The sequence below is a fragment of the Pseudonocardia sp. genome, assembly GCF_029263155.1.
Lineage (GTDB): Bacteria > Actinomycetota > Actinomycetes > Mycobacteriales > Pseudonocardiaceae > Pseudonocardia.
Genome location: NZ_JAJCYB010000121.1, coordinates 13,909 through 33,221, shown reverse-complemented (window position 1 = coordinate 33,221; position 19,313 = coordinate 13,909). Strand labels below are relative to the sequence as shown.

The window sequence follows — 19,313 nt, the reverse complement described above, 5'->3', positions numbered from 1 at the left end:
GGTGCTCGTACTCGGACCCGTCCTGCGCCACGTCGGCGAGACCACCGCGCAGGTCTGGGTGCAGACCGACCGCTCCGCCACCGTCCGCGTGCTGGGCTGCGAGACCCGCACGTTCGAGGTCGCGGGCCACCACTTCGCGCTGGTGCCCGTCACCGGGCTGCCGCCGGACAGCCGCACCCCCTACGAGGTGCACGTCGACGGCCAGCGGGTCTGGCCGCTGCCGACGAGCCCGTTCCCGCCGAGCCTGATCCGCACCCGCGGGCCCGGCTGCGACGAGCACAACCGGATCATCTTCGGGTCCTGCCGCTACTCGAAGGTGACCGACCGCAAGCTCGCCGCGAAGTTGGGTGTGGACGCCCTCGACGCCTACGCCGCGCGGATGGCGACCCGGCCGCCGCAGGAGTGGCCCGATGCGCTGCTGCTGCTCGGTGACCAGGTCTACGCCGACGAGCTGACGCCCGCGAACCGGCGCCACATCGCCGCCAACTCCGCGCGGCGTCCGGACTGGCCCGACGACGAGATCGTCGACTTCACCGAGTACGTGGGCCTCTACCGGGACTCCTGGTCCGACCCGGAGATCCGCTGGCTGATGTCCACCGTCCCCACCGCGATGATCTTCGATGACCACGACGTCCGCGACGACTGGAACACCTCGGAGCCGTGGCGCGACGAGATGCGCGCGACCACGTGGTGGCGCGACCGCATCCGCGCGGGCCTCGCCTCGTACTGGGTGTTCCAGCACATCGGCAACCTCCCGCCCGGGGAGCTGGCGGGCGAGTCCGACTACCAGCAGGTGATCGCTGCCGACGGCGACACCTGGCCGCTGCTGGTCGCCATGGCCGACCGCGCCGACGCCGAGACCGACGGGGCTAAGGGCGTGCGCTTCAGCTTCCGCTGGGACCTGGGCCGCAGCCGCTTCGTCATGATGGACTGCCGCAACGGCCGGATCCTCGACGACGGACAGCACCTCATGCTCGGCGACCCCGAGTTCGACTGGATCGAGGCCGCCGTGCACGCCCCGGGCGAGGTCGACCACCTCGTGCTGGGCACGTCGCTGCCCTGGCTGATGCCGCACGCGATCGGCGAGCTGGAGACCGTCAACGAGATCGCGGCGGCCCGGCCCGGATGGCGCGGTCGGCTCGGCGAGGCGATCCGCCAGGCCGCCGACCTGGAGCACTGGGCCGCGTTCCGCGAGTCGTTCGACCGGCTCACCGCCATGATCGATCGGGCCGCCCGCAGCGGCGTGGCGTCGGTGAACGTGCTCTCCGGCGACGTCCACCACAGCTACGCGGCGCGCGCCGACCTCGGGCCCGGTCGGGGGGACCGCACGCAGCCCCCGGCCGCGGTCCACCAGCTCACCTGCTCGCCCGTGCACAACAAGGTCGACTGGTTCGTGAAACCCGGGTTCCGGCTCGGCTGGTCGCGGGCCATGCGCCGGCTCACCGAGAGCTGGTCGGTACGGGCCGGGGCGCCACCCAAGGCCGTCGACTGGGAACGGCTCGCCGGACCGTTCTTCGGCAACACCATCGCGACGCTGGAGATCGACGGGCGGCACGCGCAGGTGCTGTTCGAGCAGCCCGTCTCGGCCGCCTCGCTCGCCGGGCGCGCGCGCCTGGACCTGACCGCACCCGCTCCCGTGGAGGTTGTCCCGTGACCCCGTCGGCCATCGCCGGGCAGACCGTCGTGCTGCGGCCCACCACCGCGGCCCACGTCCCCGCGTTCCTGGACATCCTCTCCCAACCCGAGGTGGCCAAGTGGTGGGGCGGCTACGACCTCGAGCGCGTGCGCCGCGAACTGCTCGGCCCGCAGGGCTACGCGGTGGAGCTGCACGGCGAGGTCGTCGGCCTGATCATCTACTACGAGGAGGACGACGCCGACCACCGCCACGCCGGCATCGACCTGGCCCTGCACCCCGACGCGCACGGCCAGGGCCTGGGCGCCGACGCGATGCGGACGATGGCCCGGCACCTGTTCGACGCGCGCGGCCACCATCGCATCGTCATCGACCCCGCCGCCCACAACGAGCGCGCGATCCGCAGCTACACCCGCGTCGGGTTCCGGCCGGTCGGGATCATGCGCAGCTACGAGCGACGGCTCGACGGCAGCTGGCACGACGGCCTGCTGATGGACCTGCTCCCCGACGACCTGCACTGAACCCGATCCTCTGACCGCACTCCGGAGCCACAGCGCTGTTTCCGCGACGCCACAACAGCAGTACGGCTCCGAAGTGCGGATCCGGCGAGCTGTTGGGCTAGAAGCCGGTGCGGTCCAGCCAGGTGTCGAACGCCGACGCGTCGCCGAGCACCTGCACCCGGTCGGCCGGGATGCGGCGGGTGAGGGCGAGCAGCAGGTCGGTGGCCGGGCCGCGGACCGCCGTGGTGCCCTTGGCGTGGCCGTGCTCCCAGGACACCCGCCCGTCCGCCGTGCGGATCATCCACTCCCCCGCCTCGCCGAGCCCGTCGTCGGTGGCGTGCAGGTGCAGGGTGCTCCCGTCCTCGAGCGGCGGCGGTCCGGCCGCGGCGGGGCGGGCGGCCAGGAGCGTCAGCCACTCGGAGACGCCGTCGGCGGCCTGCTCGGGCTCGGGCGTGTAGGGCTCGCCGAGCGCGAGTGCGGTGTCGGCGCGGTGCACGGCACACTCGTGCAGCCGCCGCCTGATCCACCAGGAGGCGGGCTGCGGGCCGGTGAAGGTCCACACCGGCGTGTCCGGCCCCGCCGACGCGACGCCGTCGAGCAGCAGCCGCGCGCCGTCGGCCAGCCACTGCGCCGCGTCCGCGGGCGGCTTGCCGTCCGCGACGGTGCGGATGTCGACGGGCCCGGTCGAGCGCTCGCGAGCGATCGTGGCGGCCCAGCGGTCGCCCCGACCGACGTGGGTGACCAGGTTCCGCAGCGTCCAACCCGGGCAGGTGGGCACCGGGGTGTCGGACGGCGCGTCCCGGATGAGCGTGACGAGGCGGTCGTTCTCCCGCAGCAGGGCGGCGGAGTGGTCCATGGGCGAACGGTAGCGACGCATGGATGCACGCTCCTCGGGTACCGCACCGGCATGGCGCCGGATTCACCCGACTGGACCGTCCCCGCGCCCGTGCGCGCACTGGCGTGGTGGCCCGGTGTCGCCTTCGTCCTCGTGCTGATCGCGCCGGACGTCGCGGCGGCGTCGATCGCCTCCGCCGGGCTCGTCCTGGTCGTGCTCGGCGCGCTCCTGGAGGCCGTCGGCGGGCGGGTCTCGCCTGCGGTGGCCGATCCGCGGGAACGGGAGCGGGACCCGGAGCGGGTCGCGTAGGTCGCCGCACGGCGGTCCACATCACTCCCGCTTCACTTGTACGTCCGATACTCGGATGTCAAACTAAATCCGTCGGACGGTGTTCGCCCGAACACCGGAGGCTCCCGGCGAGAGGACGTCCAGTGACGAACACCCAGGCGAGCGACCTGCACGTGCCCACCCACCCGGTCCGGTTCGTCACGGCGGCGAGCCTGTTCGACGGGCACGACGCCGCGATCAACATCATGCGGCGGATCCTGCAGCGCCAGGGCGCCGAGGTGGTCCACCTGGGACACAACCGCTCGGTCGACGAGGTCGTGGCCGCCGCCATCCAGGAGGACGCGCACGGCATCGCCATCAGCTCCTACCAGGGCGGGCACGTCGAGTACTTCTCCTACCTCGTGGAGCTGCTGCGCGAGCGCGGCGCCGGCCACGTCAGGGTCTACGGCGGTGGCGGCGGCGTCATCGTCCCGGCCGAGATCGAGCTGCTGAACGGCCGCGGGGTGGCGCGCATCTTCTCCCCCGAGGACGGCCAGCAGCTCGGCCTCCCCGGCATGATCAACCTGATGATCCGCGAGTGCGACGTCGATCTCGCCGCGCAGCCCCCGACGTCCCTCGACGGCCTGCGCACCGGCGACCACACCACGCTCGCCCGCGTGCTCACCCTCGCCGAGGCCGGGAAGCTCCCCGCCGACCTCGACCTGGAGCCCCGCCGTCCCGTCCCCGTGCTGGGGATCACCGGCACCGGCGGCTCGGGCAAGTCCAGCCTCACCGACGAGATCGTGCGCCGCTTCCGCCTCGACCAGGAGGACAAGCTCCGCATCGCCGTGCTCGCCGTCGACCCGACCCGGCGCAAGGGGGGCGGCGCGCTGCTCGGCGACCGGATCCGGATGAACTCCCTGGCCGGCGAGCAGGTGTTCTTCCGTTCGATGGCGACGCGGGGGGCCGACGCGAGCCTGCCCGAGCACCTCACCGACGCCATCGCGGTGCTGCGTGCGGCCGAGTTCGACCTGGTGATCGTCGAGACGCCGGGGATCGGCCAGGGCGACGCCGGCATCGCCGGGCTCGTCGACCGCTCGCTGTACGTGATGACGCCCGAGTTCGGCGCGGCGTCGCAGCTGGAGAAGATCGACATGCTGGACTTCGCCGACGCCGTCGCGATCAACAAGTTCGAGCGCCGCGGCGCCGAGGACGCCCGCCGCGACGTCGGCCGCCAGCTCGTGCGCAACCGCGAGGCGTTCGGCAGCACGTGGGAGGACATGCCGGTCTACGGCACCAGCGCCGCCACCTTCAACGACGACGGCGTCACCGCGCTCTACCAGCACCTCGTCGAGCTGCTCGTCGACAACGGGCTCACCGCGGGCGAGGGCCGCCTGCCGCACACCGACCGCAAGACCTCCTCGGAGTACGCCGCGGTGATCCCCCCGCAGCGCACCCGCTACCTCTCCGAGATCGCCGAGACCGTGCGCGGCTACCACGCCGACACCGAGAAGGCCGTCGACGCCGCACGCGTCCGCCAGCACCTGCGCACCGCGCGCGAGCTGGTCGGCGAGGCCGTCGACGCCGAGCTGGCCAAGGCCGAGAAGGCCCTGCCCGCCGACGCCGCGGAGCTGCTCGACACGTGGCCCCAGGTCGTCGAGGACTACTCGGGCGACGAGATGGTCGTGAAGATCCGCGACAAGGAGCTGCGCACCCAGCTCACCCGCGAGACGCTCTCGGGCTCGAAGGTGCGCCGGGTGGCGCTGCCGAGCGTCACCGAGGACGCCGACCTGCTGCGCTTCCTGCGCCGGGAGAACCTGCCCGGGCGCTTCCCGTTCACCGCCGGGGTGTTCCCGTTCAAGCGCGAGGGCGAGGACCCCGCCCGGATGTTCGCCGGCGAGGGCGACGCGTTCCGCACCAACCGCCGCTTCAAGATCCTCTCCGACGACTCCGACGCCAAGCGGCTGTCCACCGCGTTCGACTCCGTCACCCTCTACGGGCGCGACCCCGACACCCGTCCCGACGTCTACGGCAAGGTCGGCACCTCCGGCGTCTCGATCGCCACGCTCGAGGACATGAAGGTCCTCTACGGCGGGTTCGACCTCACCTCGCCGACCACCTCGGTGTCGATGACGATCAACGGCCCGGCGCCGACGATCCTGGCCTTCTACCTCAACACCGCGATCGACCAGACGCTGGAGCGGTTCCGCGAGGAGGAGGGCCGCGAGCCCGACGAGGCCGAGCGCGAGGAGCTCACCGCGTTCACACTCGCCAACGTCCGCGGCACGGTGCAGGCCGACATCCTCAAGGAGGACCAGGGCCAGAACACCTGCATCTTCTCCACCGAGTTCTCCCTGCGGATGATGGCCGACATCCAGGCCTGGTTCATCGAGCACAAGGTGCGCAACTTCTACTCGGTCTCGATCTCCGGCTACCACATCGCCGAGGCCGGGGCCAACCCGATCAGCCAGCTCGCGTTCACGCTGTCCAACGGGTTCACCTTCGTCGAGAGCTACCTCGCCCGCGGCATGTCGATCGACGACTTCGCCCACAACCTGTCGTTCTTCTTCTCCAACGGGATGGACGCGGAGTACACGGTGATCGGGCGGGTCGCGCGCCGGATCTGGGCCGTGGCGATGCGGGAGAAGTACGGGGCGAGCGAGCGCAGCCAGAAGCTCAAGTACCACGTGCAGACCTCCGGGCGCTCGCTGCACGCGCAGGAGATGAACTTCAACGACATCCGCACCACCCTGCAGGCCCTGTGCGCGCTCTACGACAATGCGAACTCGTTGCACACCAACGCCTACGACGAGGCGGTCACCACCCCCACCGAGGAGTCGGTGCGGCGCGCGATGGCCATCCAGATGATCATCAACAAGGAGTGGGGCCTCTCGCTCAACGAGAACCCGCTGCAGGGCTCGCACGTCGTCGACGAGCTCACCGACCTCGTCGAGGAGGCCGTCCTGGCCGAGTTCGACCGGATCTCCGAGCGCGGCGGCGTGCTCGGCGCGATGGAGACCGGGTACCAGCGCGGTCGCATCCAGGACGAGTCGATGCTCTACGAGCACCGCAAGCACGACGGCACGCTGCCCCTGGTCGGCGTCAACACCTTCCTCAAGCCCGACGACCCCGACGCCGGCCCGGTGGAGATCGAGCTGATGCGCGCCACCGAGGCGGAGAAGGAGAGCCAGCTCAAGCGGCTCGCCGACTTCCAGGGCCGGCACGCGACCGAGGCGAGCGAGGCGATCCGCCGGCTGCAGGACGTGGCCACGGGCGAGGGCAACGTGTTCGACGAGCTCATGCGCGCGGCCCGCGTCTGCTCGCTGGGCCAGCTCACCGAGGCGTTCTTCGAGGTGGGCGGCCAGTACCGCCGCAACATGTGAGTGATCCCGACGGCCCGGCCGGACGAGTGGGCGAGGCCCCGGGCGGGACGCGCCGGCCACCAGCGTCGTCGACCCCGGCCCGGCGAGGGCCGCGAGGTCACGCCAGGCGCCCGCGATGCGCGGGAGCGCGGTCCACGGCGAGACGTCCGGCGGTGCGGCCCGGTCAGCGACGCCCGCACGGGATCGTCCAGCCGGTGCGCGTGCACTCCTCGCTCCGCCGCCCGGCGGCGACCCGCGCCGGACAACCCCGCCGCGCCGCGCACGCTTCCCATCCCCACACCGAGTTGCAGCAAGGTGGCTTTGCTGCAGCCTGATTGCGGCAAGGTGGCTTTGCTGCAATGCGTACGGGCGGGCGCGCGGCGTCAGGCGGCCTTGCCCGCAGCCGCGGCGTGCTCGTGCGCCTGCGCCCGCGACGCCTCGGCCAGCGGCACCAGCTCGGCCATCGCCGGGGTCACCGGGGCCAGCGTGAGCTCGGCCTCCACCACCGTGAGGTCGGCCCCCCAGACGTCGGCCAGGATGCGCCGCAGGTAGGGGGTGGCGTGGTCCCAGCCCTCGCGCGGGGTGCCCGCGCCGTACCCGCCGCCGCGGGCGACGACGAGCGTGACCGGGCGCCCCGCCAGCGGGGAGGTCCCCGGGCCGAACCGCGGGTCGGTGATCAGCAGGTCGATCCAGGCCTTCAGGTGGGACGGGACGCCGAAGTTGTACAGCGGGGTGGCGACGACGACGACGTCGGCCCGGAGCACCTCGTCGGCGAGCCCGGCGGTGACGGCGAGCGCCGCCCGCTGCTCGTCGGTGCGCTGCTCCTCCGGGACGAACCCGGCGCCGGCCGCCACCGGCCAGAGGCCCGGCAGCGGGTCGGCCACCAGGTCGCGGCGGGTGACGGTGGCGTTCGGGTGCTGCTCGGTGTAGTGGCGCTGCACCGTGTCGGCGACCTCGCGGCTGACGGAGCCCTCGGTGCGGATGCTGGCGTCGAGTCGGAACATGCTCATCGCGATCTCCTCATTCACTCTTTCCTGACGATGCTCTGCCTAACAGACGATCGCCCAAACAGACAATATGCGGCCGCGCGTTCCGCGTAGACTGGGACGAATGACCACACCGCCGCGGCTCGAGTCCGACCTGGGCTGGGCGCTGGGTACGGTCATGCGCACCTACCTGCGCGCGATCGACGAGGTCGTCGCGGAGGTGCCGGGTGGACCACGCGGCTACCAGGTGCTCGCCGCCGCGGGCCGCGGTGAGGCCGGAAGCCAGCTCGCGCTCGCCCAGCACCTGGGCGTCGACCGCACGGTGATGACCTACCTCCTCGACGACCTGGAGTCGGCCGGTCTCGTCGAGCGCCGCCCCGACCCGGCCGACCGCCGGGCCCGGCGCATCGCGCTCACCACCGACGGCGGCGCGCGGTTGTGCGCGCTGGAACGCGCCCTGCGCGGCGCCGAGGACGCCGTGCTCGCGCCGCTGGCCGACGGGGAGCGCACGGTACTGCGCGAGCTGCTGCAGCGCATCGCGATGCGGGCCGCCCCGGTCAACCCGTGTCAGGTGGCGGAGGAACTCGGGGCGCAGGACATGGTGGTCAGCGCCCCCCGCAGCCGGTCCACGCGGCGCTCCGCCGCCGCACCGGCGCGCGGCTCGTCCCCCGCGGCGACGCCGGGGTCACGGCGCTGAGGACCGCCGGGCCCGCGAGGTCGACGGCCGGGACACGACCGGCGACGCTCATGTCCCGCTCCGACCGATCGCCTCAGCGCCGACCGGACCAGTAGGCGTGGTGGGCGTCGTGGGCCAGCAGGAACGCCCCCTGCACGACGATCCCCGCGCTCGCCCCCGCCGGACCCGGTGTCCCGCGCCGCCGCCGCCACAGCGCGGCCCCGCCGACCACGTACCCGGCGTCGAGCAGCACGTTCACCAGCAGCGCCCGGCGGAGCTTGCGCGACTCGGCGGCCACGGCGGCAGGTGCGTACGGATCGGTCAGGCGAGCCATCCGGCCGGCCTTCAGCCGCTGGGCGACCACCACGATGGCGAGGTCCACCGCGCCCCAGCCCGCGTTCTGCAGCCCGAACGCCGTCGCGAAGGGGCCTCGCCGGCACGCGGCGAGACCGAGCCCGCCCACGACGCTCGCCGCCCCCCACGCCGTGGTGGAGCGGGCGAGCGCGTCCTGGCGGGACCACGGATCGGTTCCGGGGAGGTCAGGCACGGAGCAGATCAGCCGCCTTCTCCCCCACCATCATGCAGGTGATGTTGGGGTTGATCGCCGGGAGGAACGGCAGGATCGACGCGTCCGCGACGCGCAGCCCCGCTACCCCGCGCACCCGCAGCTGCGGGTCGACCACCGCCATCGGGTCCGACGCCGGTCCCATCTTCGCCGTGCAGGCCGGGTGGTAGACGGTGTTGTGGGTCCGGGTGACGTAGTCGACGAGGTCGTCGTCGGTGACCGCGTCGGGCCCCGGTGTCAGTTCCCGGGCGATCCAGCCCTCCAGCGCGGGCTGCGCGGCGATGCGCCGCGCGAGCTTCACGCCGTGCAGCATCACGGCCATGTCGTGGCCTTCCGCGTCGGTGAAGTACCGGGGATCGACCCGCGCCCGGTCGCGGAAGTCGCGCGACCGCAGCCGCACCGTGCCCCGCGACCGGCCGCGCGTCACGTTCGGGGTGAGGCTGAAGCCGTTGTCGGTGGTCGGGTAGCCCCAGCGCACCGTGTTGAGGTCGAAGGGCACCGAGCCGTAGTGCATCATCAGGTCCGGCCGGTCGAGGTCGGGCCGCGTGCGGGTGAACAGCCCGATCTCCCACCACTGCGTGGAGCGGGTGACCATCGGCCGCGCGGCCTCCCACATGACCAGGCCCTCGACGTGGTCGTCCAGGTTCTCCCCGACTCCCGGAGCGTCGACGAGCACGTCGATGCCGAAGTCGCGCAGGTGTTCCCCCGGCCCGATGCCCGAGAGCATGAGCAGCTTCGGGGTGTCGATCGCGCCCGCCGAGAGGATCACCTCGCGCCGCGCGGTGACCGTGCGCCGTCCCGGGCCGATGTCCTGCTGGTACTCGACGCCCGTGGCCCGCAGGCCGTCGAAGAGCACCCGCGACGCCCACGCCCCGGTGATCACCGTCAGGTTGGTGCGCGTGCCGAGGATCGGGTGCAGGTAGCTCACCGACGCCGACGCGCGCGTGCCGTCGGGGAAGGAGTTGATCTGGAAGAACCCGGCGCCGTCGGTGACGGTGGTGCCCTCGTTGAACCGCACGGTGGGCATCCCGACGGCGGCCGCGGCCTCCAGCACGGCGACGCCGCACGGGTCGTCGGGCGGGATCTGCATGAGGTTCACCGGCCCGGTCCGGCCGTGGCCCTCCCACTCCCCGTCGTTGGTCTCCAGGCGCGCCAGCAGCGGCCGGCACTCGTCGGCCGACCAGCCCTCGCAGCCGCCTGCCGCCCACTCGTCGAGGTCCTCGCGCGGGGTCCAGAACGCGATGCACGAGTTGTGCGACGAGCACCCGCCCAGCACCTTCGCCCGGGCATGGCGCAGGAAGGAGTTGCCGCGTTCCTGCGGCTCGACGGGGTAGTCCCAGTCGTAGCCGGAGTCGAGCAGCCCCATCCAGTCGGTCAGCCGCAGTATCGCCGGGTCGCCGACGTCGGACGGCCCCGCCTCGAGCAGCGCGACGGTGACGCCCGGGTCCTCGGACAGCCGCGCCGCGAGCGCGCAGCCCGACGACCCGCCACCGACGACGACGTAGTCGACTGTCTCGGTCACGGGGCTGCCTCCGGGTTCCTCGCCGCGCGCGCGGGCCACGCGGCGCTCATCGCCTGCCGCCGGTGAACCAGCCCGCGGGCTCCGGTGCGGTGTTGTGCCACACGTGCTTGTGCTCCTGGTACTCGGCCAGCCCGGTCGGTCCCAGCTCCCGGCCGTTGCCGGAGGACTTCATCCCGCCCCACTCCGCCCCCGGGACGTAGGGGTGGAAGTCGTTGATCCACACCGTGCCGTGGCGCAGCGCTCCCGCGACCCGGTGCGCCCGGGCCATGTCGGCGGTCCAGACCCCACCGGCGAGCCCGTACTCGGTGTCGTTGCCCAGCGCGATCGCCTCGGCCTCGGTGCCGAACCGCTCGACGGTGAGGATCGGCCCGAACGTCTCCTCGCGGATCACGCGCATGTCCCGGGTGACGTCGGCGAGCACGGTGGGCCGGTAGAAGAACCCGTCGGCCAGCTCCGGCTCGTCGGGTCGGCGCCCGCCCGCGACGAGCCGCGCACCGTCGGCGAGGGCGTCGGCCACGAACCGCTCGATCTTGTCGCGCTGCGCGGCGGAGACCAGCGGCCCGCTCTCGGTGCCCTCCACCAGCCCGCCCCCGAGCCGGATCAGCTCGGCCCGGCGCCCGATCTCGGCGAGCAGCTCGTCGTGCACCGAGTCCTCGACGATCAGCCGCGCCCCCGCCGAGCAGACCTGCCCGGCGTGCAGGAACACGGCCGTGAGCGCCCAGTCGGCGGCCAGGTCGAGCGGGGTGTCGGCGAAGACGATGTTGGGGTTCTTGCCGCCCAGCTCCACGGCCACCCGCTTCACGGTGGCGGCACTCGCGCGGATGATCGCCTGGCCGGTGGTCAGCCCGCCGGTGAAGCTGACCATGTCCACGGACGGGTGCTCGGTGAGCGGGGCGCCGACGCTGCGGCCGTCGCCCAGCACGATGTTGACCACGCCCGGCGGCACCCCGGCCTCCTCGCACAGCCGCACCAGCAGCACGCTGGTCAGCGGCGTGACCTCGCTGGGCTTGATCACGCAGGTGTTGCCGGCGGCGAGCGCGGGCGCGAGCTTCCAGGACAGCTGCAGCAGCGGGTAGTTCCACGGCGTGATCAGCACGCACACGCCGACCGGCTCGTGCACGACGCGGGAGAGCACGTGGGCCTGACCCACGTCGACGATCCGGCCGGCGTCCTTGTCGGCGAGGTCGGCGTAGTAGCGGAACACCGCGACCACGTCGTCGACGTCGATGCGGGACTCGCCGATCGTCTTGCCGGTGTCGAGGGTCTCGGTGTGGGCGATCGACTCCTTGTCCCGCACGAGCAGGTCGGCGACGCGGCGCAGCAGCGCCCCGCGCTCGGGCGCCGGGGTGCTCCGCCACGGGCCGGTGTCGAAGGCGGTGCGCGCCGCGGCGACCGCGCGCGCCACGTCGTCGGGCCCGGCCAGACCGACCGTCTCGACCACGCTCCCGTCGAACGGGTTGATCACGTCGTCGGTGCCGCCGGCTCCGGCGGCCCACTGTCCGTCGATGAAGAGGCTGTGCTGCACAGGTCTGGGCACGCCGCTGATCGTCCTCATCGGAGCGGCCACGTCAAGCGCCGGGTGCGTACTGTTTCGCCGCCACCGTGCCGGCGCCCGACCGGATCGGGCGCGTCGTAGGGTGCGGACGTGGTTGCGGACGATCTCGGGAACGTCGTGGAGGTACCGCTGCGGGTCCGGCGGGTGGTGTCGATCGTGCCCTCGCTGACCGAGGCCGTGGCCGCCGGCGCACCCGGGCTGCTCGTGGGCGCCACGGACTGGTGCACCCATCCCGCCGATCTCGACGTCGCGCGGGTCCGCGGCACCAAGAACCCCGACGTCGACGCGATCGTGTCGCTGGCGCCGGACCTCGTCGTGGCCAACCAGGAGGAGAACCGGGTTCCCGATCTCGACGCCCTGCGCGCCGCGGGGATCGCGGTGTACGTCACCGACATCCGCACGCTCGACGACGCGTTCGGGTCGCTGGCCCGGATGCTCGCCGCCTGCGGCCTCGACCGCCCGTCCTGGCTCGACGACGCCGAGACCGCGTGGCGGGAACGGCCCGAGCCGGCCACGCGGCGCCGCGCGGTGATCCCGATCTGGCGCAAGCCGTGGATGGCGGTGGGCCGCGACACGTTCACCGGTGCGCTGCTGGCGCGCCTGGGCGTCGACAACGTGCTCGCCGACGACCCCGAGCGCTACCCGCGGTTCGACCCGGCCGACCTCCCGCCGCACGATCTCGCGGTGCTGCCCGACGAGCCCTACCTGTTCACCGCCGACGACGGGCCCGAGGCGTTCCCCGACGTGCCGTCGGTGCTGGTCAGCGGCCGGCTGCTGACGTGGTACGGCCCCAGCCTCGCCGCCGCCGCCCGCGAGCTGCCGGAGGCGCTCGGATAGCTCCCGGCCCGCTGCCCCGGCGGCCGCTGCGCGATCGTCGCGGCCGGGACGTCGGTCGTGGGCGACCGGGCACCGGTCTCGGCGATCACGCCGACCGGCGGCGCCCTACGCTGACTCGGTGCTGGTCGTCCTCGATCTCCTCGGCGTGGCCGTGTTCGCCGCGTCCGGCGCGTTGGCCGCCGTGCACGCCCGGCTCGACCTGTTCGGGGTCATGCTGCTCGCGGCCGTGACCGGGCTGGGCGGCGGGGTCGTGCGCGACGTCCTGCTCGGCGTCACCCCGCCCAGCACGCTGCGGCAATGGCCCTACCTGGTCGTGCCGGCGGTGGTGGCGCTGCTGGTGCTCCGCTGGCACCCGGCCGTCAGCCGGCTGCGACGCGCCGTGCAGCTCGCCGACGCGTTCGGGCTGGCGCTGTTCGTCACCACGGGCACGGCGGTCGCGCTGGCCGCGGGCGCGCCCGCCGTCACCGCCGGGCTCGTCGGGGTGATCACCGGTGTGGGCGGCGGGGTGCTGCGCGACGTGCTGCTCAATGAGATCCCGACGATCCTGCGCCGCGAGATCTACGCGGTGGCCGCGGCAGGCGGGGCGGCGGTGGTCGTGGCGGGCGACGCGGCGGGGCTCCCCGAACTCCCGGTGGCCCTGGGCGCGGCGCTGCTGGTGGCCGGCACCCGCGTGCTCGCCCTGTGGCGCCGCTGGAACACCCCGGTGGCGCCGTGACCGGCGCTGCCGTCGGCGGCACCGGGTCGCCCCGGGCAGCGGCCGGGCCGGACGTGACCTAGGGTCGCGTCAGGTGGGGGAATCACCGGGCAGGGCACGGGCGTGGGCACTCGTGGTGGCGGCGCTGCTGGTCGCGGGGTGTACGGCGCAGGCTCCGGACCCGCCGGTGTCACCGCAGGTCAGCACGCCGGCCGAGGCCGTCACGGTGCTCGGGACCGACGATCCGGCCGCGCTGGCGGTGGCCGTGTCGGGTGCGCTGTTCGCGTCGTCCCCGGTGGTGGCGCTCGCCGGGGCGGACGACCCGCCCGCCCAGGACGAGGCGAGCGGGTCGGGGCTGCCGCTGCTCCTCACGCCCGCCGACGGGGACCCCGCAGGTGTCGCCGCCGAGCTGGACCGCCTGGGCGCCACCGCCGTCCTGCCGTTCGGGAGCGCCGCGGCGGCCTGGGCGGGTGACCGGCCCGTCGCCGACGCCCCGGTGGTGGCCCCGCCGACGCCCCGACCCGGGGTGCTGGTGCTCGCGACCCACGCCGCCTCCGCGGCGACGGCCACGGCGCGGGCGGCGGGTGCCCGGGTGGAGCGGGTCACCGACCCGGACCCCCGCGTCGCGGCCCCGCCCGGCCTGGACCCGCGCCCGGCCCACGTGATCGCCCTGGGCTCCGCGTTCGGCGACGCGGACACCCTCGCCACCCGCCTCGACGTCGCGGCCGCCGGCCGGCAGCTCCCCGGCGGCGGGCAGGTGCTGTTCCCCGGGCGCCGGATGGTGGCGCTCTACGGCCACCCGGGCGTGCCCGCGCTGGGCGTGCTCGGCGAGCAGGACATCCCGGCCTCGATCGCGCGGGCCCGGGAGCTGGCCGCCGAGTACGACGCCGTCTCCGACCAGCCGGTCGTCCCGGCGTTCGAGCTCATCAGCACGATCGCCGACAGCGGCCCCGGCCCCGACGGCGACTACAGCTCCGAGGCCGAGGTCGAGTTCCTGCGCCCGTGGGTGGACGCGGCCCGCGAGGCGGGCGTCTACGTCGTGCTGGACCTGCAGCCCGGCCGCACCGACTTCCTGACCCAGGCGCAGCGCTACACCGAGCTGCTCGCCCAGCCGCACGTCGGGCTCGCCCTGGATCCGGAGTGGCGCCTGGGTCCCGACCAGCGGCCGCTGGAGCAGATCGGCACGGTCGGCGTCGACGAGGTGAACTCGGTGATCACCTGGCTGGCCGATCTGACCGCCGAGAACGCGCTGCCGCAGAAGCTGTTGATGGTCCACCAGTTCCGGCTGTCGATGATCCGCGAGCGGGAGCGGCTCGACACCTCCCGCGACGAACTCGCCGTGGTGCTGCACGCCGACGGCTTCGGCACCCCCGACCTCAAGCTCGGCACCTGGAACGCCCTGCACGAGGGCGAGCCGCCCGGCGTGGGTTGGGGCTGGAAGAACTTCTTCGACGAGGACACCCCGACGTTCACGCCTGCGCAGACGCTGGACGTCGGCCCGGTCCCGCCGGTGTTCGTGTCGTTCCAGTAGCGCCGGCCGCGCGGCGCCCGCCGCCGCCAGCCCCAGCACGAGTGCCCCCAGCACCACGAGCAGCGCGGGGAGGATCCCCACGCGGTCGCCGAGCAGGCCGATCAGCGGTGGCCCCGCCAGGAACGCGGTGTAGCCCACGGAGCTGACGACGGACACCCGTGCCGCGGCCCGTGCGGGATCGTCGGCGGCCGCGCTCATCCCGACCGGGAACCCGAGCGCCGCGCCGACGCCCCAGAACAGCGCGCCCACCAGCGCGATCGGCGCCGACCCGCCCCGCACGACCAGCAGCAGCCCGACCAGCGCCACCGCCGCGGCGGCCCGCAGCACCGCCACCCGCCCGAAGCGCTCCAGCAGAGACCCGCCGAAGAACCGCCCGGCCGTCATCGCGCTGACGAAGCACCCGAACGCGACGGCGCCCACCGTCTCGCTCGCGCCGTGCCCGTTGACCAGCGCGTAGGCGATCCAGTCGTTGGCCGTGCCCTCGGTGAACGCGAACGCGAGCACCAGCAGCCCCACGAGCAGCGTGCGCGGCTCCCGCCAGGCGGCCAGCACGCCACCCCCCGAACCGGGCTCCCGCGGCGCGGGAGGGGCCGCGAAGAACCGCACCGTGACGATCATGAGGGGCGGGACCAGCACCACGACGCCGAGCACCTGGGCGGCGAGCGGCACCCCGAGGGCGGCACAGAGCGCGCCGACACCGGCGCCGCCGACCGTGCCGAGGCTGAACGCCCCGTGCAGGCGCGGCATGAGCGGCCGGCCGAGGCGGCGTTCGACGTCGGCACCCTCGACGTTCATCGCGACGTCCCACACGCCCATCCCGAGCCCGGTGACGAGCAGGCCGGCCGCCGCGGGCGGCACCGCGCCGGCGAGCAGGCCGGTCGAGAGCCCGGCGAGACCGAGGGTGACGGTGAGGGCGCCGGCAAGCACGGCCCGGCCCGGCCCGAAGCGCGCGACGAGCGGCCCGGACAGCGGCAGCCCGATCACCGCACCGACGGACAGGCACAGCAGCAGCAGCGCGAACTCCGCCGTGGACAGCCCGAGCGTGTCGCCGACGGCCGGAGCACGGCTCATGAACGACGCGAACGCGAGGCCGTTGGCGGCGAAGGCCACCACCACCGCGGTGCGGGTGCGCAGCAGCGTGGTCACGTCGGACTCCGATCGAATCGATTCGATGCGACGGTACGCGGTCCGCCCGTCCCGGCTCAACCGGTTCCGGTGTGATGCGAGGATCACCGCTACCGTTCGGGCCGTGAGCGCACGCCCGACCCTGGCCGCCGTGGCCGCGCACGCCGGCGTGTCCCCGTCCACGGCCTCGCTGGCGTTCTCCGGCAGCCCGCGCGTCGCGGCGCCCACCCGTGAGCGCGTGCTCACCGCCGCCGCCGAGCTGGGCTACGCGGGCCCCGACCCGCGCGCCGCCTCGCTGCGCCGGGGACGCAGCGGCGTCATCGGAGCGTTCGTCGGGGAGCGGCTGCTCTACGCCTTCCGCGACCCCGTCGCCGTCGCACTGCTCGACGGCATCGCCGAGGTGCTCGGCCCGCACGGGGTCGGGCTGCTCCTGCTCGCGGGCGACACCGGCCGCCCGTCCACCGAGCAGATCGCCCGCATCCCGCTCGACGCCGCGATCTTCGCGACCTGCGGCCTCGAGGACGACCCGGCGATCGACGCGCTGCGGGCCCGCGGCGTCCCCATCGTGGGGGTCGAGGGGCCGGTCGCCGACGGCGTCGTGCTGGTCGACATCGACGACCGCGGCGGCACCGCCTCCTTGGCCCGCCACCTGCACGGGCTGGGCCACCGTCGGGTCGAGATCGTCGCGATGCCGCTGCGCCTGGACGGCCGCCGCGGCCCGGTCGACGCCGCCCGCCGGGCCCGCACCCACTACCGCGACGTGCGGCACCGCCTGCTGGGCGTCGAGGACGTGTTCGGGCCGGTACCGGTGTACGAGACGGCCAGCAACGCCGTCGCCGACGGCATCCACGCCGGCCGCGCGATCCTCGACGTGCCCGCCCACCGCAGGCCCACGGCGGTGATCGCGCAGAGCGACGTCCTCGCCGCCGGCGTGCTGGCGGCCGCGGCCGAGCTGGGGCTGGCGGTACCCGGCGAGGTGAGCGTGGCCGGTTTCGACGGCGCCGACCTGCACTGGCTCGGCGCCACCCGCCTCACCACGGTCGTGCAGCCGACCGACGAGAAGGGCCGCCGCGCGGCGCAGATCGCGATGGACCTGGTGGCGGGCGGGCACCCGGGCGACGTCGAGCTCCCGGTGTCCCTGCGCGTCGGCACCACGACCGGCCCGCCACCCTGACCGGTCCCGGCCGCTCGCCCCGTGGCTGCGTCGCCCGGACGGCGGTCGCGACCGGTGTGCGGCGCCCGGACCCCGGGGCCGTGCGGGACCGCCGCGGTCGGGTCAGGCCGGCTCGGTCCCGTGCGGCACCGGGCAGCCGCCCGCCCGCGGGAAGGTGCCGAGTGCGGCGACGTCGTAGCCGTTCGGGTAGCTGCGGATGTTGGGCAGGTGGCGCGCGTACTTGGGCTCGGCGCGCGGCGTCATCCGCCGCACCATCGCACTGCGGGCCTGGACGACCCCGCGGGCCAGGCGCTGCTCGAACGCCGAGATCCGCGGGTACCGGAACGCGGCGCGCAGCGGGTCGTCCATCAGGCCGTAGGAGAAGCGCGTGACCAGCTTCGCGGGCGCGAGGTGGTTGGGCGGGAACGTGGTGAACAGCGCGAGCGTGGAGTCGGCGACGGCGCGGGCACCCGGGTCGAAGGCGAAGTGCTCGCGCTCGTAGTCGTCGAGGTAGGCGGCGAACTCCTGGTGGGTGGCCGGGATGTCCTTCATGCCCATCAGCTTCCCGAGCTCGCGGTAGTTGTTGGCCCCCGCGATCCGCTCGTGCTCGGACAGCCGCCGCCACCCCATCTCGTCGATCCAGCGGATCGGCACCACGACGAAGGTGGACAGCACGTAGAGGAAATCGGCGTTCGAGATGTCGTAGGCGCCGTGCATCTGGTTCATCCGGCGGATCGCGGCGCGGCCCTGCGGGCTGTGGTGGCCGTGCTCCTGGACCGCGTCGAGGATCAGCGCGGTGTCGTCGTAGCGCTTCTGCGTGGCCTGCGTGAACTCGCCGGTCTCGGCGAGCAGGCGCCCGATGCTCGGCACCGCGTAGGTGCGGAACAGCGCGAAGGACAGCGACTGGTTGTAGTCCCACGGGAACTCGTGGGTGGCGCTGATCCGGTAGATCTCGAAAGCGTCGACCACGGGATCGAGCTGCTCGATCCGCAGCAGCCAGTCGAAGCGGCCCATGCCGGGAGGTTACGGGCGAGCACAAGAAAGAGTCAACGCTGACCGTCTACGCTTTCGGGTGTGGCCAGCCGCGAGGAGCGCACCGCCGAGAGCCGGACCCGGATCCTCGACGCCGCCGTCGCCTGCCTGGTCGAGTCGGGCTACGCCGGCGCCACGACGCTGCGCATCCAGGCCCGGGCCGGGGTGTCCCGGGGCCGGCTGCTGCACCACTTCCCGTCGCGGGAGGTGCTGCTGGTGGCCGCATCGCACCATCTCGCGAACCGGCGGCTGGCGGCGGCGATCGAGCGGGTCGACGACGACGCTGCGCTGACCGGCACGGCACGGCTCGACCGCGGCGTGGAGCTGATGTGGCGCACGTTCGCCGAGCCGTACTTCTGGGCGGCCGTCGAGCTGTGGACCGCCGCCCGGACCGACGCCGACCTCCGCGGCGTGCTGCTGCCCCAGGAGCGCGAGCTGGGCACGGCGATCCGCGCCGCGCTCGACCGCTTCTTCGGCCCGGACCTCACCGCGCACCCCCGCTACCCGCAGGTCAGGGACCTGCTGTTCACGAGCATGCGCGGCGTCGGCCTGACCTACGCGATCGACCCCCGCGACCCCGCCACCGACCCGCACCTGCCGCTGTGGAAGCAGACGGCACGAGCCCTGCTGGCCTGACTCCCCCTCCGACTTGCAGGAAGGCCACCTTCACGCAATCCCGTTGCATGAAGGTGGCCTTCCTGCAACGGAGCGCGAGCCGACGACCCGGGGCATCATGCGCGCATGAGCGCATCCCGCGCGGGCTCGCGGGTCGGCAGCGGCACCACGTGCGACACGAACCACTCCTGCATGCAGGCCGTCGACGCGGCCGGGGTCGCCGGACGCTCCCGGCCGGTCCACCCGCACGCGCACCTCGGCACGAAGCGGACGAACGTGCCCGGGGCGCAGCGCAGCACGTCGGTCCAGGCGTCGCTGAGCGAGCCGTCGCGGTAACGGCCGGCGACGTACCCGCCGTGGTCGTCATCGGTGATCGGCATCCGACCACTGTGCCTACACAAGGTGTCACGTCGGTTAACTCAGCG

General features: G+C 73.9%; 18 protein-coding genes and 1 pseudogene. 11 read left to right on the top strand and 8 right to left on the bottom strand.

Annotated features, from left to right (window positions below):
• Nucleotide 1 precedes the first annotated feature (1 nt).
• Together Q1K26_RS26015 and Q1K26_RS26010 are read left to right on the top strand one after the other, a co-directional pair.
• Nucleotides 2–1,654 carry an alkaline phosphatase D family protein gene (locus Q1K26_RS26015; RefSeq protein WP_300018565.1) on the top strand — a complete coding sequence of 551 codons (1,653 nt, stop codon included), beginning with the start codon at nt 2–4 and terminating at the stop codon, nt 1,652–1,654.
• An 11-nt stretch (nt 1,655–1,665) separates the two neighbouring features.
• Complete coding sequence (locus Q1K26_RS26010; protein ID WP_300018623.1) at nt 1,666–2,154, top strand: GNAT family N-acetyltransferase; 489 nt, start codon at nt 1,666–1,668, stop codon at nt 2,152–2,154.
• A gap of 97 nt (nt 2,155–2,251) precedes the next feature.
• On the opposite strand, the gene Q1K26_RS26005 is transcribed toward Q1K26_RS26010, so the two are convergent.
• Complete coding sequence (locus tag Q1K26_RS26005; protein WP_300018562.1) at nt 2,252–2,989, bottom strand: maleylpyruvate isomerase family mycothiol-dependent enzyme; 738 nt, start codon at nt 2,987–2,989, stop codon at nt 2,252–2,254.
• A 51-nt stretch (nt 2,990–3,040) separates the two neighbouring features.
• Between Q1K26_RS26005 and Q1K26_RS26000 the strand changes: the two genes are divergently transcribed.
• Together Q1K26_RS26000 and icmF are read left to right on the top strand one after the other, a co-directional pair.
• Nucleotides 3,041–3,277: a hypothetical protein gene (locus Q1K26_RS26000; protein WP_300018559.1), complete on the top strand. Its 237-nt coding sequence runs from the start codon at nt 3,041–3,043 to the stop codon at nt 3,275–3,277.
• Nucleotides 3,278–3,399: 122 nt separating this feature from the next.
• Entirely contained in the window at nt 3,400–6,618 is a 3,219-nt protein-coding gene (gene icmF, locus Q1K26_RS25995; RefSeq protein ID WP_300018556.1) for a fused isobutyryl-CoA mutase/GTPase IcmF, read from the top strand.
• A 362-nt stretch (nt 6,619–6,980) separates the two neighbouring features.
• Here the strand turns inward: icmF and Q1K26_RS25990 are convergent, their stop codons facing one another.
• Entirely contained in the window at nt 6,981–7,607 is a 627-nt protein-coding gene (locus Q1K26_RS25990) for an NAD(P)H-dependent oxidoreductase (protein ID WP_300018553.1), read from the bottom strand.
• Between the two features lie 100 nt (nt 7,608–7,707).
• Between Q1K26_RS25990 and Q1K26_RS25985 the strand changes: the two genes are divergently transcribed.
• Nucleotides 7,708–8,280 carry a MarR family winged helix-turn-helix transcriptional regulator gene (locus Q1K26_RS25985; protein ID WP_300018550.1) on the top strand — a complete coding sequence of 191 codons (573 nt, stop codon included), beginning with the start codon at nt 7,708–7,710 and terminating at the stop codon, nt 8,278–8,280.
• Nucleotides 8,281–8,353: 73 nt separating this feature from the next.
• Here Q1K26_RS25985 and Q1K26_RS25980 read toward each other — a convergent pair whose 3' ends face one another.
• The 3 genes from Q1K26_RS25980 to Q1K26_RS25970 are packed head-to-tail and all read right to left on the bottom strand — an operon-like array spanning nt 8,354 to nt 11,901.
• The gene (locus Q1K26_RS25980; RefSeq protein WP_300018547.1) at nt 8,354–8,806 is read right to left on the bottom strand and encodes a hypothetical protein; all 453 of its coding nucleotides are present in this window, start codon (nt 8,804–8,806) and stop codon (nt 8,354–8,356) included.
• Nucleotides 8,799–10,346, bottom strand: coding sequence for a GMC family oxidoreductase N-terminal domain-containing protein (locus tag Q1K26_RS25975; RefSeq protein ID WP_300018544.1), 1,548 nt, complete (start codon nt 10,344–10,346; stop codon nt 8,799–8,801). Before Q1K26_RS25975 ends, Q1K26_RS25980 begins: the two co-directional genes overlap by 8 nt.
• 46 nt (nt 10,347–10,392) lie before the next feature.
• On the bottom strand, nt 10,393–11,901 hold the full coding sequence (locus Q1K26_RS25970) for an aldehyde dehydrogenase family protein (RefSeq protein WP_300018541.1): 1,509 nt from the start codon (nt 11,899–11,901) through the stop codon (nt 10,393–10,395).
• 90 nt (nt 11,902–11,991) lie between these two features.
• Between Q1K26_RS25970 and Q1K26_RS25965 the strand changes: the two genes are divergently transcribed.
• The 3 genes from Q1K26_RS25965 to Q1K26_RS25955 all read left to right on the top strand — a co-directional run bounded on the left by Q1K26_RS25965 (nt 11,992) and on the right by Q1K26_RS25955 (nt 14,963).
• Nucleotides 11,992–12,738, top strand: a complete 747-nt coding sequence (locus Q1K26_RS25965; protein WP_300018538.1) for a helical backbone metal receptor — start codon at nt 11,992–11,994, stop codon at nt 12,736–12,738.
• Between the two features lie 118 nt (nt 12,739–12,856).
• The gene (locus Q1K26_RS25960; RefSeq protein ID WP_300018535.1) at nt 12,857–13,453 is read left to right on the top strand and encodes a TRIC cation channel family protein; all 597 of its coding nucleotides are present in this window, start codon (nt 12,857–12,859) and stop codon (nt 13,451–13,453) included.
• Nucleotides 13,454–13,526: 73 nt separating this feature from the next.
• Nucleotides 13,527–14,963, top strand: a complete 1,437-nt coding sequence (locus Q1K26_RS25955; protein ID WP_300018532.1) for a hypothetical protein — start codon at nt 13,527–13,529, stop codon at nt 14,961–14,963.
• Between the two features lie 60 nt (nt 14,964–15,023).
• On the opposite strand, the pseudogene Q1K26_RS28925 reads toward Q1K26_RS25955, so the two are convergent.
• Nucleotides 15,024–15,383: pseudogene (locus Q1K26_RS28925) on the bottom strand (MFS transporter); the annotation flags it as partial.
• A gap of 15 nt (nt 15,384–15,398) precedes the next feature.
• Between Q1K26_RS28925 and Q1K26_RS25950 the strand changes: the two are divergent.
• Together Q1K26_RS25950 and Q1K26_RS25945 are read left to right on the top strand one after the other, a co-directional pair.
• On the top strand, nt 15,399–16,184 hold the full coding sequence (locus Q1K26_RS25950) for a hypothetical protein (protein ID WP_300018529.1): 786 nt from the start codon (nt 15,399–15,401) through the stop codon (nt 16,182–16,184).
• Nucleotides 16,185–16,212: 28 nt separating this feature from the next.
• A complete protein-coding gene (locus Q1K26_RS25945; protein WP_300018526.1) occupies nt 16,213–17,262 on the top strand; it encodes a LacI family DNA-binding transcriptional regulator in 1,050 nt (349 codons plus the stop codon).
• A gap of 102 nt (nt 17,263–17,364) precedes the next feature.
• Here the strand turns inward: Q1K26_RS25945 and Q1K26_RS25940 are convergent, their stop codons facing one another.
• Nucleotides 17,365–18,255 (bottom strand): oxygenase MpaB family protein, encoded by an 891-nt coding sequence (locus Q1K26_RS25940; protein WP_300018523.1) that lies wholly within the window; start codon nt 18,253–18,255, stop codon nt 17,365–17,367.
• A 60-nt stretch (nt 18,256–18,315) separates the two neighbouring features.
• Between Q1K26_RS25940 and Q1K26_RS25935 the strand changes: the two genes are divergently transcribed.
• Nucleotides 18,316–18,909, top strand: a complete 594-nt coding sequence (locus tag Q1K26_RS25935) for a TetR/AcrR family transcriptional regulator (RefSeq protein WP_300018520.1) — start codon at nt 18,316–18,318, stop codon at nt 18,907–18,909.
• A gap of 95 nt (nt 18,910–19,004) precedes the next feature.
• Here Q1K26_RS25935 and Q1K26_RS25930 read toward each other — a convergent pair whose 3' ends face one another.
• Nucleotides 19,005–19,268, bottom strand: a complete 264-nt coding sequence (locus Q1K26_RS25930) for a hypothetical protein (RefSeq protein ID WP_300018517.1) — start codon at nt 19,266–19,268, stop codon at nt 19,005–19,007.
• Nucleotides 19,269–19,313: the final 45 nt, after the last annotated feature.

What these genes read in the sequence shown, in the direction of transcription:
- Q1K26_RS25990 (WP_300018553.1), bottom strand. Translation starts at nt 7,607, where the DNA reads ATGAGCATGTTCCGACTCGACGCCAGCATCCGCACCGAGGGCTCCGTC.
- Q1K26_RS25930 (WP_300018517.1), bottom strand. Translation starts at nt 19,268, where the DNA reads ATGCCGATCACCGATGACGACCACGGCGGGTACGTCGCCGGCCGTTAC.
- Q1K26_RS26005 (WP_300018562.1), bottom strand. Translation starts at nt 2,989, where the DNA reads ATGGACCACTCCGCCGCCCTGCTGCGGGAGAACGACCGCCTCGTCACG.
- Q1K26_RS25985 (WP_300018550.1), top strand. Translation starts at nt 7,708, where the DNA reads ATGACCACACCGCCGCGGCTCGAGTCCGACCTGGGCTGGGCGCTGGGT.
- Q1K26_RS25940 (WP_300018523.1), bottom strand. Translation starts at nt 18,255, where the DNA reads ATGGGCCGCTTCGACTGGCTGCTGCGGATCGAGCAGCTCGATCCCGTG.
- Q1K26_RS26000 (WP_300018559.1), top strand. Translation starts at nt 3,041, where the DNA reads ATGGCGCCGGATTCACCCGACTGGACCGTCCCCGCGCCCGTGCGCGCA.
- Q1K26_RS25970 (WP_300018541.1), bottom strand. Translation starts at nt 11,901, where the DNA reads ATGAGGACGATCAGCGGCGTGCCCAGACCTGTGCAGCACAGCCTCTTC.